Origin of the sequence: Pseudobutyrivibrio sp. JW11, from assembly GCF_900115355.1 — a bacterium.
Taxonomy (GTDB): domain Bacteria; phylum Bacillota; class Clostridia; order Lachnospirales; family Lachnospiraceae; genus Pseudobutyrivibrio; species Pseudobutyrivibrio ruminis.
Window position 1 is genome coordinate 53,371 of record NZ_FOWB01000012.1, and the last position, 15,911, is coordinate 69,281.

The 15,911-nt window shown below is 39.6% G+C and carries 13 protein-coding genes; all 13 read left to right on the top strand.

Annotated elements, in window-relative coordinates:
* Positions 1-20: 20 nt before the first annotated feature.
* The 13 genes from BM102_RS10685 (at position 21) to fliD (ending at position 15,885) form a co-directional block, all read left to right on the top strand.
* On the top strand, positions 21-1,385 hold the full coding sequence (locus tag BM102_RS10685) for an AAA family ATPase (protein WP_090481885.1): 1,365 nt from the start codon (positions 21-23) through the stop codon (positions 1,383-1,385).
* 201 nt (positions 1,386-1,586) lie between these two features.
* Positions 1,587-1,973 carry a GntR family transcriptional regulator gene (locus BM102_RS10690; protein WP_033152230.1) on the top strand — a complete coding sequence of 129 codons (387 nt, stop codon included), beginning with the start codon at positions 1,587-1,589 and terminating at the stop codon, positions 1,971-1,973.
* Positions 1,957-2,856 carry an ABC transporter ATP-binding protein gene (locus tag BM102_RS10695; RefSeq protein WP_074789530.1) on the top strand — a complete coding sequence of 300 codons (900 nt, stop codon included), beginning with the start codon at positions 1,957-1,959 and terminating at the stop codon, positions 2,854-2,856. Before BM102_RS10690 ends, BM102_RS10695 begins: the two co-directional genes overlap by 17 nt.
* Positions 2,831-4,798, top strand: coding sequence for a hypothetical protein (locus BM102_RS10700; RefSeq protein WP_090481889.1), 1,968 nt, complete (start codon positions 2,831-2,833; stop codon positions 4,796-4,798). Before BM102_RS10695 ends, BM102_RS10700 begins: the two co-directional genes overlap by 26 nt.
* A 940-nt stretch (positions 4,799-5,738) precedes the next feature.
* On the top strand, positions 5,739-6,020 hold the full coding sequence (gene flgM / locus BM102_RS10705; protein ID WP_090481893.1) for a flagellar biosynthesis anti-sigma factor FlgM: 282 nt from the start codon (positions 5,739-5,741) through the stop codon (positions 6,018-6,020).
* Positions 6,021-6,037: 17 nt separating this feature from the next.
* Positions 6,038-6,550: a flagellar protein FlgN gene (locus BM102_RS10710; protein ID WP_083380608.1), complete on the top strand. Its 513-nt coding sequence runs from the start codon at positions 6,038-6,040 to the stop codon at positions 6,548-6,550.
* 46 nt (positions 6,551-6,596) lie between these two features.
* Positions 6,597-8,414: a flagellar hook-associated protein FlgK gene (flgK, locus tag BM102_RS10715; RefSeq protein WP_090481895.1), complete on the top strand. Its 1,818-nt coding sequence runs from the start codon at positions 6,597-6,599 to the stop codon at positions 8,412-8,414.
* 20 nt (positions 8,415-8,434) lie between these two features.
* Positions 8,435-10,321: a flagellar hook-associated protein FlgK gene (gene flgK / locus BM102_RS10720; protein ID WP_090481898.1), complete on the top strand. Its 1,887-nt coding sequence runs from the start codon at positions 8,435-8,437 to the stop codon at positions 10,319-10,321.
* A 138-nt stretch (positions 10,322-10,459) separates the two neighbouring features.
* The gene (locus tag BM102_RS10725; RefSeq protein ID WP_090481901.1) at positions 10,460-12,091 is read left to right on the top strand and encodes a flagellin N-terminal helical domain-containing protein; all 1,632 of its coding nucleotides are present in this window, start codon (positions 10,460-10,462) and stop codon (positions 12,089-12,091) included.
* Between the two features lie 15 nt (positions 12,092-12,106).
* Entirely contained in the window at positions 12,107-12,559 is a 453-nt protein-coding gene (locus BM102_RS10730; protein WP_044938915.1) for a flagellar assembly protein FliW, read from the top strand.
* Between the two features lie 2 nt (positions 12,560-12,561).
* Positions 12,562-12,783 (top strand): carbon storage regulator CsrA, encoded by a 222-nt coding sequence (csrA, locus tag BM102_RS10735; protein WP_033152215.1) that lies wholly within the window; start codon positions 12,562-12,564, stop codon positions 12,781-12,783.
* Positions 12,784-12,976: 193 nt separating this feature from the next.
* Positions 12,977-13,402, top strand: coding sequence for a flagellar protein FlaG (locus tag BM102_RS10740; RefSeq protein ID WP_044938913.1), 426 nt, complete (start codon positions 12,977-12,979; stop codon positions 13,400-13,402).
* A gap of 11 nt (positions 13,403-13,413) precedes the next feature.
* Complete coding sequence (gene fliD, locus BM102_RS10745; RefSeq protein WP_090481904.1) at positions 13,414-15,885, top strand: flagellar filament capping protein FliD; 2,472 nt, start codon at positions 13,414-13,416, stop codon at positions 15,883-15,885.
* Positions 15,886-15,911: the final 26 nt, after the last annotated feature.

The window sequence follows — 15,911 nt, forward strand, 5'->3', positions numbered from 1 at the left end:
GCACAATAGAGGTAGGAAGAATGTTTGTAGGTAGAGTTGAAGAATTATCTAAACTAAAAGAACAATTAAATAGTAAAGATAAGGCTGCCATACTGATATATGGTAAACGTCGAGTAGGAAAATCTACGCTTATCGCAGAAGCATCAAAAACATTTAATGGTAAAGTCATCAATTATATGTGTGTTCAATCCACGCTTGAGGGCAATTTAACATTAATGTCTAGAAGTATTTCTATTGCTCTTGGAATTCCTGAAATTAGATTTCAAACATTGAAGGATATATTCGATTACTTGGGAAGTCAGAATGGATCATTCCTATTTGTAATTGATGAATATCAATATTTAAAGCAGGCTGGAAAGAAAAATGAAATTGATTCTTACATGCAGATAATAATAGATATGCTTCCTAGTAACGTGAAACTTATTATGTGTGGTTCATATATCACAATAATGAAAGAATTAATGGAAGAAGGCAATCCATTATTTGGAAGATTTACAGAGATAATGCACATAGAAGAGTTCGACTATTACGACGCTTCCCTATTATATCCGGAGGCTGAATTAAGACGTAAATTCGAAAATTATGCCATATTTGGTGGAAGTCCATATGTGCTATCTGCAATAGATTCAAAAAAATCGATAAAAGAAAATATAATAAAGCTGCTGCTTCCAGAAACGAGTATTTTAAGAACATACATCGAAAATGTAATCTTGAAGGAAATTCAAAAGGTGTATGATATTAGGATATTCCAGATTATTGGTAATGGTAGCAAGAAGTATTCAGATTTAACATCAGGATTAGGAGGGGGTGGCAATGGGCTTCTTGATAAGCAATTAAAGAATTTAATTAATATGGAAGCCATAGAAAAAATTGCCCCAATAAACAAACTTGATGACAAGAAAAAGCAGTTTTATGTTATTTCTGATAATCTTATGAGATTCTATTTTACATATATTTTTGGAAATGACATGGTTATTAAGATGCTTGGTGAAGAAGTATTTTATGAAACATATATAGAGAAAAGTATAGATGAATTTATACAGAGGCGTTTTGAAGGGATTGTTGTTCAATATTTTAAAAGAAAAGTTAGATCTCGTTCAATAAAAGGAGTCCTAAATATTGGTTCGTACTGGTATGACGACCCTAAAGAAAAAAAGAACGGACAATTTGATGTGGTTCTACAGAAAGAAGACGAGTATCTTATTTATGAATGCAAGTTTTTTAACCGTAAGATGACGTTAGAGGAGTGCGAAGATGAGGAGAAGCAAGTAAAAAACATCGGAAATCTAGGTGTTATAGAATTGGGGTTTGTAAATCTCAACGGCTTCGAATTTGAAAGTAATAAATACAGTCTGATTGATGGTGAAATGTTGTTATTTACCTAATTCTGAGCTTTTAGTAGAAAATATATTAGATAGTTATAATTAACAATAACAAAAGGAAGAGAGAAGTTTTGAAGGCTTCTCTCTTCCTTTTTTACAGTAAAAATCCACTTAACCCTTGACGAAAAAATCCAATCGTGCTATAAGTGTATTAGAACACGTAATACAGTGTCATACACACATACCTAGTAGGGGAGGTATTAGATGATTCAGTTAAACTACCGAGATTCGAAGCCTATATACGAGCAGATAAAGGACGGGCTTCGGCGCCTAGTAGTATCTGGTGCGGTAAAGCAGGATGAAAAGTTGCCTAGTGTGAGGGAGCTAGCCACTAACCTGTCAATAAATCCAAATACTATTCAGAAGGCGTATCGAGAGCTAGAGCAAGAAGGTTACATCTACACGATTGCGGGCAAGGGAAGCTTCGCTGCACAGCGAGCTGACGTTGCATCAGGGAGGAATGAAGAATTGATGAAAGAATTCGATGAGATTGTAAAAGAACTTCTGTATCTGTGCGAGGATAAGGACATTCTTATCAAACGTATTGAAGAGCTTGCGAAGGGAGGGACTGAGCATGATACAGGTAAATAACGTAACTAAAAAGTTTGGCGATTTTGCAGCCCTTGATGGGTTAAACATGCATGTTGAGCGCGGCGCCATCTATGGTCTTGTAGGTCCAAATGGTGCTGGTAAATCAACAATCATTCGCCATCTTTGCGGTGTATATAAACAGGATGCTGGTGAAATCACAATCGATGGCAAGCCAGTATATGAAAACACTGAGTTGAAAAAGATTTTCACTGTAATTCCAGATGACATTTTCTATTTCACTCAGGCCAACACAATGGATATGATGAAATTTTACAAGGACATGTATCCAAAGTTTGACGAAGTACTATTCAAGAAAATCATGGATTGCTTCCCAGCCATCAACCCAAAGAAAATGGTTCGTACACTTTCAAAGGGTATGCAAAAGCAGGTTGCATTCATGCTTTCCATTGCAGCCCGTCCAGAGCTTATGATTTTGGATGAGCCTGTTGATGGTCTTGATCCAGTTATGAGACGTCAGATTTGGAGCCTTATCATGTCTGATGTTTCTGAGAACGGCCTTACAGTTTTGGTCAGCTCACACAACCTTAGAGAGTTGGAGGATGTATGTGACCATGTGGGAATCATGAATAATGGAAAGATTCTCATCGAGCGTTCACTTGATGAGTTGCAGACATCTATCACAAAGATTCAAATCGCATTTGACGGTGATATGCCTGCCCTCCCACCAGAAATAGAAGTGCTTAAGAAGATTACAAATGGACGAGTACACACACTTATTGTTAAGGGCGAGCCTAGAGCAGCAGAGCGAGCAATCGGTGCACTCAATCCACTTTTGATGGATGTGCTTCCACTTACATTGGAAGAAATCTTTATTTATGAGTTGGGAGGTGAGAACTATGCAGTCAAAGACATCATTTTTTAACATGGCTTTGTTTAAGAAAAATCTTAGTAGGACTTGGATAGTAGGACTGTTATACTTCATCGCCTTATTACTCATGAATCCTATATCATTTGTGCTTACCATGGCTGATTTTGATAATTCATGGTATGTCGAATCAGGATACACACGTGAAATCATGCTTTATCAGCATATGCAGTATGTGCCAAAGTCAGGAATTGCGCTTACTGTTGCTATAGTAGTCACAGGCATTACATTCTGGTTCTTATTTAATAAGCGCGACAACTACATGATGCACGCATTTCCTGTTAGTAGAAAGAGCTTGTTCTTTACAGGATTTACAACAGCATCCCTTGTGAGCCTTGTGCCACTTGTAGTAAACAGCATCATCATGACAATCGTTGCCTTTGTTGAAAAGGCACCAGCTATAGATGCTATTTGGTACTGGACATTGATAGTTGCAGTTACAACTGAGCTGTTTATTTCCATAGCAGTTTTCTCAATGATGACATCAGGCCAGATTATTACAAGCGTTGTATTCTACTTCATCTTCTGTTATTTATACACACTGATGGAGGTTGCATTTAGAATCACAGCATCATTCCTGATGTTTGGTATGTCATCAGCATTGTCTGATTTAGACTCAACAATGCTTACTCCAGCTTTCTTTATTAGCGCAAATTGTGGAGTAAACGCAGTTGTCGATACAGATGATTATGGCAAACTTATAGGCTTCTCATATGAATTGACTGGAGCCAAATATCTTGCTATTTACGCAGTAGCAGCAGTAGTGATTACATTCATCGCTTACATGCTCTACAAATACAAGAAGCTTGAAACAGTACACGATTTCATTGCCGTACCATTCCTCAAGCCAGTATTTACTGTTGGAATGTCATTCTTCATTTCAATGGTTGCAGGTGGATTTGTTGCAGAAATGATCAATGCGGCAAAAACACTTACATACAGCACAAAGTTTGCTATCGCTATCGTATCGGCCATTATCATCGGATGTATACTTTTCTACGCGACACAGATGATGATAGAGAAGACTGTACGAGTATTCTCAGCAAAGAAGTTTTTATACTGTGCAGGTTATTCTGCAGCAGCTTTGGTAGTTCTTCTTTGCCTTAGACTTGATGTTTTCAAAATCGAAAACAAAGTGCCAAATGCAAACGACGTTGAATGGGTAGGTTTCAACTGTGATTACGCTATGGTATTTACTGATGAAGACGAAATAGGCACAATGATTGAGCTTCACAAGAACTTCCTTGAAGACAAAAAGGAGCTTCGTGATGTAAACGTGCTTTACTCAGATGTACCTGGCAACTCATTTACAATCAAATACAAGCTCAAGAATGGCAAGACCATTGTCCGTGACTACTCGGTTGTAGACACAGAATCAGAAGAGGTTAGCGCACAGTATGTTGCAGCTACAGAGCCAATCCTTGATTTTGTAAATTCACCAATCCAGATTAAAGAGCATGTCATCGGCAACATTTACGATGATTGCACAATCACAGAGATGAGCTTCAGCGGCTACCTCTATGATGAAAGCCTTGAAGATTATTACTCTACATACGTAGATTTTGACTATCTTACAGACCGTGAGAAGCAGGAAAAATTCGCAAGAGTTTACGAAGCAGTATTGAAGGACGTAGATGCCGGCAAATTATTCACTACAAGCTTTGGCACTGACTACTACAATAACGAAGACCAACTATACAACGACTTCAGCTTCACAATCCAAAACAAGAAGACTCCATACTTCTCAGACACAGACTTCTTCTGGGGCTACGAATACGCAAACTCGTATGTCAGATATGAGCAAAGCATCTACGTACAGCTCACACGAGACTGCACAAACACATTGCAGGCCCTCAAAGAAGAAGGCTTCTACACCGATGATGAGGAAATCCTCACATACGGCGAGTATAACCAGCGTATGGGTTATGACTACTATTAAATTGCTTACATCTTAATTCTCTATCCGATACAATTCTCTAACAGCCCCAGGGACCTCTCACCCCTGGGGCACTTATTTTGCCCAAATCCCGCCGCCCCCGCCCCGCCTGGGTAACTGTGGGGCCCTCATCCCTCCCTATCGTTATACAAAGAGCCTCCCTCCCCCTCGGCTAGGCCGTGACACCCTTGCTTATTTACTTGCATCGTCTGCGGATTATGTTTTTCTAAGCATCACGTGTCGCATTTTTTATAGTGCGTGTTCTTTAAATTCTTTGCACTTCTAACGCCGCTGTTGGTAGGGTGGCAGACACACACTATTTATAAGTATTAATCTCCACAGCAAGCTTAGGAATAATTGCGCGACATTTGAAGTGAGCCTAGAAAAATAGAAGCAGGTTTTGCTAAGTTTATATACGGGTTGCCATGGACGGCAACCCGAGCCTGATAGTGAAATGGACTGAACTTGAAGGCGGTATATAAAATTACAAAACCTGCTTCGTTATTTTTCTTGGCAAACGGAGTATGAGCGCAATTATCCTAAGCCTTGTGTGGAGACTAATACGTAGACTTCAAGTGTCTGCCCTCTACCCACAGTGGCTTCGAAGTGCAAAACCAATTAAAGGACACGCACATAATGCTCCCTTGTGATGCTAAGAAAAACTATAATCCTTGCGCTGTCTACGTAAATAAGCAAGGGTGTCACGGCCCAGCCGGGGGAGGGAGGTTCCTACAAAATACATAGGGAGGGATGAGGGCCCAGCCAACTAGAGAGGGCGGGGCGGCGGTCCAAGTGCGATTTTTTCAGAAAAATTTGAAAAAAATTTAAAAATGCTCTAAAGTTTTGGTTGGGAGTACCGATAAATGAGTTGTAAAGAAAAGTGTATCTAGAATTAATGTGACATAAAACGACGTAAACACAGGGAGGAAAGGAGTGTGGCGATATGCGTATAGAGGCTTACAACCAGGTAGCTCAGCTCTATCAGACATCAAACACTAAAAACACATCACAGGCTGCAAAACAAAGCAGCATGGGTCGCGATGAGGTTCAGATTTCATCTACTGGTCGTGATTTTAATGTTGCAAAGGCAGCAGTATCTGAGGCTTCAGATATCAGAGAGGATCTTGTAGCTGATATTAAGGCTAGAATTAAGGCTGGCACTTATGAAGTTAGCACAGAGGACTTTGCTGATAAGCTTATGTCTCAGTTTGGTTCTATTCTTTAGTTTTGTGAGGGAAAAGCGTGGCTAGTTTACTGGATGAATTGATCCTAACTATGGATGGTGAAAGGTCGAAATATGAAAAGTTAATTAATCTTAATGGAGAAAAGAAGGATTCTATTATCCATAAGAAGCTTGACGTACTTGAAGCTATTACCATTCAGGAGCAGGCCATTGCAGACTCCCTGCTTAAACTGGAGGATAAACGCGCCCATTTGTTGAAGAGTATTGCTTCGGTAATGGGGCATGATGGTGAGCAGGTTACTGTTTCATGGATGATAAATAATCTGGCTAACCAACCTGTAGAGCAGGAAAGGCTTACTGTAGCACGAGATCAATTGGTAAAGGCTGCAGATGAAGTTCAGGTGCTGAATTTTCAGACTCAGAACTTGCTGAAGCAGGCAATTGAAATGGTGGAGTTTGATATTACTCTTATTAAGAGTGTGAAACAGGCACCACAGACAGCAAATTACGGAAAAGATGCTACAACTACAGGCGAAATATTAGGTAATATACGATTTGATGCTAAACAGTAGGAAAAGGATGTCCTTAAAGTTTTAGTAAGACTTTGGAGGATAGACTATGGCTAATAGTTTTGGAAGCTTATATGTTGGGGCATCAGGCCTACAGTCAGCATCACATGGATTAAATACAACTGCAAACAACCTTTCTAACGTAAATACCGAGGGGTATGTACGTGAGCAGGTTGTTTACGAAGACAGAGATTATAGAAAAATAGGAAACGCATCGGTCAGCACACAGTACGCTGGCCTTGGTGTGCAGGTAGGAACAATCGTCCACGCTCGCGATATCTTTTTAGATAAAGCTTATCGCTCAGAGAATGGACGATATTCTTTTTATAGCGCTAGTTCAGAAGCAGTGCAGGAGGTTCAGACACAGCTTCAGGAGACCCAGGGCGAAGCCTTTAAGCAGGCAATTGCCGATTTCGAAGAGGCATTTGAGGAGTTCGCCAAGGATCCTTCTGATACAGTTAATCAGAACCTTGTATTGCAGAAGGCTAGCCTTTTTTTGTCTAGAGCTCAGGCTGTAGAGGATGGATTTGAAGATTATCAGACTATCATCAACTCGAAGATTCAGGAAGATTTGGAAACAATCAACGATATCGGAAAGAAGATAGTCGATTTAAATAAAAGAATACAGGCGATAGAAGCAGCTGGTGTTGAAAAGGCCATGGACCTTCGTGATACCAGAGATTTGCTTTTGGATCAGCTTTCAGGCCTTACAAAGATGAGCTACCGTGAGGATTATAACGGTATCGTTCATGTGGAAATCGAAGGTGTTGAGTTTATCGATGAAAATAACTACTACGAAGTAGGTATTTTAAAAGATAAGAAGACAGGTTTCATCACACCTTACTGGCCTCAGCTTTCAGATATTGTAAGCGAGGATGATGAGTCTCTTAACACATATTATCCTATTTTCAACTTAGGAAATGTAAGTGCTGAAAGAGATACAGATAAAGGTGAAATCAAAGCCCTTCTTCTTGCAAGAGGAGATAGCTGGAGCAATTACCTTGGCTACTGTGATGAAAATGGCAATGCCATTTCCGCTGATGTTTACGAGGATGGAATTGCAAACTCAATCATGATGAATTCAGAGGCGGAGCTTGATACATTGATTCATAGATTGGTAGTTGATATCAACAATATCTACAGCCCACTTACATCAATGTCATCTGCATTAGGAGATGTTTCAAACGTTTCCTACACATATATCAACGAAGATGGATATCAGGTTACAGTCAACCCTACAGATGCCCAGATGAAGAACATCCAGGTTATGGATGAGGCAAATTGTTCGGTTGGATCTGATGGAGAGCTTCCACCACGTGAGTTGTTTGTAAGAAATGGTTGCAGCCGCTATACAACAGCGACAATCACTTACACAGACGCAAATAATGAAACTCAAACAAAGACGATATATCTTTACAACGAAGAGGATATTACAGACACATCAAAGTGCTACACTCTCAAATCTTTGACAGTTAACGAAGATTTGATTAAGCAGGAATCTTACATTCCGCACAATGTTTACAAGGACCAGACACAGGTGGATATGGCACTTGGTCAGAATCTTAGTGCTATTTGGAACAAGACAGATTTCAACTTGAACCCTAGTGATACAACACCATGTGGATACAACGGATTCTACGTAAAGTGGATTGGCGAAATTGCCAACACAGGTAGCGTTTACTCTAGCACAGAGCAATCTCTTGAAGGCACAAAGGAAGAAATCGAATTCAGCCGTCAGGGTGTTATCGGAGTATCTTCAGACGAAGAGCTTACAATAATGATTAAATATCAGTCAGCTTACAATGCAGCTAGCCGATATATAAACGTAGTAAATGAAATGATAGAACATCTGCTTACATCTTTGTAAAGCAGGAAAGGAAATAGCTTATGTCATCAACATTCTTTGGATTGACAATTGCATCTTCTGGACTGAACACAGCTCAGGCTCAGATCAATACAACTGCAAACAATATCTCCAATGTAAACACCACTGGATATAGCAAGCAGGTTGTAAACACAGTTGCATCATCTGCACTTCGAGTTTACCAGGCATATGGTACAACCGGTACAGGTGTTGAGGTTGAGTCCGTAACTCAGAGCCGTGATTTATATTACGATGAGAAATACTGGAACAACAGCACAGCTTTGGGCTTCTACGAGAAAAAGCAGTACTACATGAATCAGATTCAGGATTATTTCAATGAGACTAATAAGGAATCTGGATTCACCACTATCTACACAAAAATGTTTAACGCCATGAGCACCCTTCAGGGAAGCCCTGGTGACGATACAGTTAGAAAGCAGTTTATTTCTACTGCAAAGCAGCTTACAGAATACTTCAATCAGTTATCCACAAAGCTGCAGGATTTACAGAACTCTATCAACGATGAAATCAAGACTGCTGTTGATGATATCAACTCTGTTTCAGAAAAGGTTGCAATCCTTACAAAGCAGATTAACGTTATAGAGCAGGGCGGTGGCCGTGCCAACGAACTTCGAGATCAGCGTTCACTTTTGATTGATAAGCTTTCAAAGATTGTTGATGTTAAGGCAGTTGAGACACCAGTTACAAATTCAAACAACCCTGATATGTACACAGGTGCAACCTACTTCCAGGTATACATCAACGGCCAGCAGCTTGTAGACACATACGAGTACAACAGACTCAAGGTTGTATCAAGAGAAACTGACCAGATGTACAATCAGTCAGATATCGATGGTCTTTACGACATTGTTTGGGAAGAGGATGGAAATGCATTTAATGCTACTCCAAGCTCAAGCGGTGGTGAGCTGAAGGCCATGTTTGAGGTTCGTGATGGAAACAACAACGAAAACTTACATGCAACAGTTTCATCTGCAACAGCAACTTCCATCACAGTTACAAACCTTAGCATTACAGATTTAAACGAGCTCAACATGCCAAAATGTGGACAGATAAGCACAAACAACATGTTGTTTAGCTATCAGAGCTTTGACTTCACAACTGATTCAAAAGGCAATGTAGTATCTGTCACATTCAATTTGGATGATGCAGATGCCATCACAAGCGATGTGGCTAGCAAACTTGTAGGCCGTTCACTTCAGGTAGGTGATGATGTGGACTACATGGGTATCCCATATTATCAGAACCAGATGAACATGTTCCTGAGAAACTTCTGCCAGAAGTTTAATCAAATCGAGCAGAGTGGTGTGGATTTAGATGGCGAGGCAATGACAGCATTCTTTATCGCAAAGGATGATTTGGATTCCATCATCGAGCACCAGATGAGAGCTGAGCTTGTAGATACAGTAAAAGATACAGATGGAAATGTAGTATCTGTCACAGGAAAAACATTTTCAAATTCTAATGAAACATATTATTTAATGACCGCCGGCAACGTATCCATCATCAAGGAAACTGATAAGGATGCAAGAAAATTTGCCACAACAACACAGGAAAACTTTACATCAGGTGTTGATGCAGCAGATTTGGTAGTTGAGCTTCAGAAACTTCAGAGTAAAACAACAATGTTCAGAGGCGGCGGTGGAGATGCATTCCTTCAGTGCATCTACGCAGATGTAACCATCGACACACAGGAATGCCAGATTTTCACAACAAACTTTACCAACATCCAGTCTTCAATTTCTCAGCAGAGAATGTCAGTTGCGGGTGTTGATGAAGATGAAGAGGCTTTGGACTTAATCAAGTTCCAAAATGCATACAACCTAGCATCTAAATGTATTTCCGTATTCTCCGAAATATATGATAGGTTGATACTTAATACGGGTGTTTAGCAATCCGAATAAATAGAACATTTTAAGTTTTTCAATGAGTTAGTAGTTATCAAGCTATCATGTTACTCAAGTGAAACATGTGTTGAACTGAGTAATTTGATGCTTGAGAGCGTAACTAACGGGTTAGAGGTATTAATTATGAGAGTAACTAATAAGATGATAATGAATAACTCGGCGTCAAACATTAATAGCGCGAAAGAGGTAGTCAACACTAGAAATAAGCAGATGACATCTCAGAAGAGAATTGACAAACCATCGGATGATCCTGTAATTGCTGTTCGTTCGCTGAGACTTGCAACAACATTATCACAGGTATCACAGTATTATTCAAAGAACATCCCTGATGCAAATCAGTGGCTTGATATTACTGAGACTGCTCTCATTAATATCAACAATGTTGCTACAGACTGCAAGACAATCTGCGTAGGCGGTTCTACTGATTCTTACAACAGCCAGAGCGATAGAAAGACAATGCTTACTCAGCTTGAGTCCCTTCAGAAGGCTCTCTTTGCAGAGGGTAACGCAGACTACGCAAACCGTACTGTTTTCACAGGATACAGAACAAACTCAAATCTTACATTTACAGAGGACGAGACACAGACAAAATATCGAATCAACCAAACTCTCAGCGTAGAGGATTTAATGGAAGAGCACAGATATTATTCTGGAAATGTAGTTGTTCCTACAACAGAGGCAGAGGTTATTGCACCACAGAATAATGCTGCATTGATTTCTGACATCACAGAGACTGACTATTACAGACTTCGCCTTAACTACAAGGATATAGATTCTGTAAATAGTATTAATATAAAGTACGAGGGAAATACCACAGATACACCTGATATATCTTTTGCGTTTACAGAAACAAACGGAGTATACAATGATGATACTTCTGGTGGAGCGTTAACATCCAATGGTTTTTCATTGAGGGTATACGAGAATGAAACTGATTGGGCTGATGCAGATACAACCGATAAGGTAAAGAAGGTTGACAATAACGAAATAGTTTTCATTAGAGAAACAGGCGATATTATATTTGGCGATACTGTTGCATCAACTCTTAAGACTAACAAAGCTGAACTTTCAGTGCAGTATGACAAGACAGGATTCAACGAGGGTCAGCTTCGTCCAGAATATTACTACAACTGCACCAAAATGATTGACAACACAGGTGCAACACTTACATCCAACAATGAATACACAAAATTCGATGCAAATGGAAATGTAATCCACTTTGATATCGAATATACAATAGCTGCAAATCAGACAATCGCAATCAACACCGAGGCTTCAGATGTTTTCGACAGCTCGCTTCAGCGCGACCTTGATGAAATGATGAATGCTGTACAAAGAGTTATCGCTGCATACGACAAACTTGATACAATCAAGGGGATGAAGAGTGAAACTCAGTACGCTTCTGACGAGGATCAGGAATGGCTCGACAAGTGGCAGGATGCAGCGCAGAAGGAATATGATTACTATAATAACAATATGAGAAAACTTTTTGACTCAGAAATAGGCAATATTCAGTCATATTGTGATAAAATAACATTAGCTTTAACTGATTTGGGTTGTAAGGAGCAGTCTTTAAGCCTCACAAAGGTTCGAGTAGGTGATCAAAGAGAGACTGTTCAGCAGTTACAGACAGAGAATGATGATGTAGATCTATCCCAAATCATCATCGACTACACAGCAGCTTACACCGCATATCAGGCTTCGCTCACCGCAGCAGGAAAGCTGGGTGATTCGACATTACTAAATTACATCTAAAAAGGAGAAGGGATAATGCAGGTAAAAACTAGACTGTTCGGCGAAATTGAAATTGCAGAAGAAAAAATCATCAATCTCATCCATGGTCTTATTGGTTTCCCAGACATGAAGAGATACACACTCATTTTCGACGAAGAGAAGAAAGACAAAGGTAATATCATGTGGCTTCAGTCACTTGATGAGACAGACTTTGCTATGCCAGTAATGCTGCCTCACGTGGTTAAGCCAGACTATGCACCTGAGCTCAACGTTGATGCACTTGAGCAGCTTGGAGAGCTCACAGCAGACAATACTTACATGCTTGTCACAGTCAGAGTACCAAAGAACCCTAAGGAAGCATCGATTAATCTTAAGGCACCTATCATCATCAATACAGACACAAACATCGGTGACCAGATTATCATCGAGGGCAATGAGCCAGTACGCTACCTTATTCATGACGCAATACATGGAAAGGATGGTGAGTAACGATGTTGGCATTAACAAGAAAAACAGGCGACGCTATCATGATCAACAACAACATCGAGATTACAGTCCTTGAGGTTCGCGGTGATCAGGTAAAGATCGGTATTTCAGCTCCAAAGGAAGTATCTATCTACAGAAAAGAAGTATACTTAGAAATTCAAAAAGAAAACGAGGAAGCACAGGCAATCAGCATGGACGACCTGGAAGCACTCAAGAATTTACTTTAGTAATAAGGATAAATCCAGCAACTGCGGTTGCTGGATTTTTTTTGAAAAATTTTTAAATTCTCTATAAACTTTAATATCCCACCGGTCGATATAGCAATTAGAAAACTAATAATTTCCCATAGTACAAGGATGTATATTGTCCAAACGGAGTTTAGAATGGGACTAAATTCCATTGGGCGTAAGGAGGAAAACAATGAAAATAGGCGAAGTAAGTAGTGCAGTTAGCAACTACCAGGGACAGGGAAGTTCAGCAAAAGCGGCGCCAGCACAAGCAGTGCAAAAAGATAATGCTATAGTTGATTTTTCAGCTGCTGTAAAAGAAAGCAAAGCTGCTGAATTTGAGAATAGAAACTATTCTACAAACCCTGAAATCGAAGATGAGGAAAATTCTTCAAAGCAGGCATCTTCTTCTTTGAAAGAAGCTGTAGAAAAAATTAATTCTGCACAAGGAAATGCAGAGGCTGTATTTGGTATCCATGAGGGAACAAATCGCGTAATGATTAAGATGGTCGACAAAAGGACAAAGGAAGTCATTAAGGAATTCCCAGCAGAGCAGACACTTGACCTTATTGCAAAGGCATGGGAGCTTGCAGGAATCATGGTCGATGAGAAGAGATAGGAGGTAGGGTTATGCCTATTAGATTATCTGGTTTGGCTTCGGGCTTAGACACCGAGGCGATTGTAGGTGCCCTCGTATCTGCATACAGTTACAAAAAGGATAAATATGTAAAGGCGCAGACAAAGCTCTCATGGAAACAGGAAGCTTGGAGCACCCTAAATAGTAAAGTATATAGTTTGTATACTAGCGTTGGTACTATGCGCTATTCTTCAAACTATACAGCAAAAAAGACTACAGTTAGCGATACTTCTAAGGCTACAGCAACAGCCAGTGGTAGCGCTATTAATGGTACCCAGACACTTGAAATCAACCAGCTTGCAAAGACTGCTTTTATCACAGGTGGAGAGCTTGATGGATCAGTTACTGGCTCATCAACTATGGTTTCACTTGGAATAAAGAACAGCAATGCATTAGATAAAGCAAGTATCGCTGTAAGAACAGGTACTAAGACTACAAACATCGAGATCGATAGCTCTATGACTATCAATCAGTTTGTAAATAAGCTTAATGAAGCTGGAGTTATTGCCAATTTTGATGAGAAGAATCAGCGTTTCTTTATCAGTTCTAAAACGTCTGGTAAGGAAGGTGATTTCTCTATTTCTGCAAATAGTTCACAGGGACTTAGCGTGTTAAATAAGCTGGGATTGATGTCTAACACTGAAATTGAGGATATCACTAAAAGCACCAGCAACACTTTGGCTAAGAAGCTCTTTGATTTTACAACTGCAAAAAATTACTATGACCTGTCAGATACAAAGAGTCTGTTAGCAAAAATCAAGGAATATAAAAATGATTCATCAGCTACAGCAAACACTGAGTATGATGAAATTGTTTCATATATCGCAAGCGATACTGATAAATTTGGCGCAGTAGATTGGTCGACTATTTCAGAGGACGATTTATCTACTTTAGCTACAAAGCTTTATAACTCTGCAACATACGACACAACAGGAACAAAGAGTACGGCTATTACAAGAACTCTTAAGTTCTCGGTTGGCGAAGGGGACGATAAAAAAGAGTACTCATTCCAGAAGAATCTTGATGGCTGGAAAGAGTTGCTTGCAGAAATAGGTGACAGTACAGATGAAGATGTTGTTGCCCTCAGAGATTATCTGAACAAGACATTTGCAGGGGAAGTGTACAAGACAGAGACCACAGATGCTGGAATTCAAGTATTGAAGTTTGGTACTGATGGCGAAATAGATTGGTCTGAGATTGCTGGTGACTCTGATAAATTAGAAGCATTGGCAAAGCAGATTTATTCTAAATCAACATATGATATTTCTAATGATGCAACCTATCAGGAGATTTCAAAGTCTATCAATGAAATCAGAGATGGGTATGTGGCAGTAGCTGAGGCAAAAGCTCTTCCAGCTACTACATCAGAAGAAATCGCAATCAGATCTGCTAAAATGCAGGCTGCTCAGGAGCAACTTGATGCTGCATTAGCTGATCCAACAAACCAAAAGTGGAAGGAATATGTAGAAACTAACTTTGGTGTAAAGAATTCAGCTTATGATAGTAGCTACAGCGACTTCTGGATTCAGAGCGATAACCTTGAGTTAGTCCAGAGTGTATTCTACAGAGTAGATTTGGCTGCTAATGTTACAGCGGGAAATATTGCTCTTGATAACTCAAATACTGCAACAAAGGTAAATGGCGAGGATGCAATAATCAAATTAAATGACGTTACATATACATCAAACACTAATTCAATCACTGTCAATGGCCTTACAATTGAAGCTTTAGCAAAGACTACAAGTGCAATCTCAGTAAACGTTTCCAACGATACTGACGCTCTTTACGACAAAGTTAAGGATTTCCTTACATCATATAACAACTTGATGAACGAGATGCAGAAGCTTTACAATGCAGATTCTGCAAAGGACTACGAGCCACTTACAGATGATGAAAAGGCAGAGATGTCTGAGACAGAAATTGAGAAGTGGGAGCAGAAGATTAAGGATTCACTTCTTCGTAGAGATACAAGTTTGAGCGGTATCATTTCTGCAATGACTATGTCAATGATGTCAGTGTATGAGGTAAATGGTGAGAAATTATCATGGTCTACATTCGGCATCCATACACTTGGTACATTAAATGCAGAAAAGAACGAAGGCTATGCATACCATATCGATGGTGACTCAGAGGATAGCAAAACATCTGGTAATGAAGAAAAGCTCCGCGCAGCCTTAGCTGAGGACCCAGATAGAGTTATTGAATTCTTGAAGCAGATGACATCTGGCCTTTACAAGTCGCTGGATGAAAAGATGAAATCTACAGCAGTTAAATCTGTTTACACTGTTTACAATGACAAGGAAATGGCATCTGAGTATTCAAACTACAGCTCATTGATTAAGACATGGACTGATCGTGTTCAGGACATGGAAGACGCTTATTATAAGAAATTTGCCGCAATGGAGTCTGCGTTGGCTACATTACAAAGCAATTCTTCTTCAATATCATCACTATTAGGTGGTTGATAGTAAGTAATACAATATTAGATTTT

What these genes read in the sequence shown, in the direction of transcription:
- BM102_RS10725 (WP_090481901.1), top strand. Translation starts at nt 10,460, where the DNA reads ATGAGAGTAACTAATAAGATGATAATGAATAACTCGGCGTCAAACATT.
- fliD (WP_090481904.1), top strand. Translation starts at nt 13,414, where the DNA reads ATGCCTATTAGATTATCTGGTTTGGCTTCGGGCTTAGACACCGAGGCG.
- csrA (WP_033152215.1), top strand. Translation starts at nt 12,562, where the DNA reads ATGTTGGCATTAACAAGAAAAACAGGCGACGCTATCATGATCAACAAC.
- BM102_RS10685 (WP_090481885.1), top strand. Translation starts at nt 21, where the DNA reads ATGTTTGTAGGTAGAGTTGAAGAATTATCTAAACTAAAAGAACAATTA.
- BM102_RS10690 (WP_033152230.1), top strand. Translation starts at nt 1,587, where the DNA reads ATGATTCAGTTAAACTACCGAGATTCGAAGCCTATATACGAGCAGATA.
- flgK (WP_090481898.1), top strand. Translation starts at nt 8,435, where the DNA reads ATGTCATCAACATTCTTTGGATTGACAATTGCATCTTCTGGACTGAAC.
- flgM (WP_090481893.1), top strand. Translation starts at nt 5,739, where the DNA reads ATGCGTATAGAGGCTTACAACCAGGTAGCTCAGCTCTATCAGACATCA.
- BM102_RS10740 (WP_044938913.1), top strand. Translation starts at nt 12,977, where the DNA reads ATGAAAATAGGCGAAGTAAGTAGTGCAGTTAGCAACTACCAGGGACAG.
- BM102_RS10700 (WP_090481889.1), top strand. Translation starts at nt 2,831, where the DNA reads ATGCAGTCAAAGACATCATTTTTTAACATGGCTTTGTTTAAGAAAAAT.
- BM102_RS10695 (WP_074789530.1), top strand. Translation starts at nt 1,957, where the DNA reads ATGATACAGGTAAATAACGTAACTAAAAAGTTTGGCGATTTTGCAGCC.
- flgK (WP_090481895.1), top strand. Translation starts at nt 6,597, where the DNA reads ATGGCTAATAGTTTTGGAAGCTTATATGTTGGGGCATCAGGCCTACAG.
- BM102_RS10730 (WP_044938915.1), top strand. Translation starts at nt 12,107, where the DNA reads ATGCAGGTAAAAACTAGACTGTTCGGCGAAATTGAAATTGCAGAAGAA.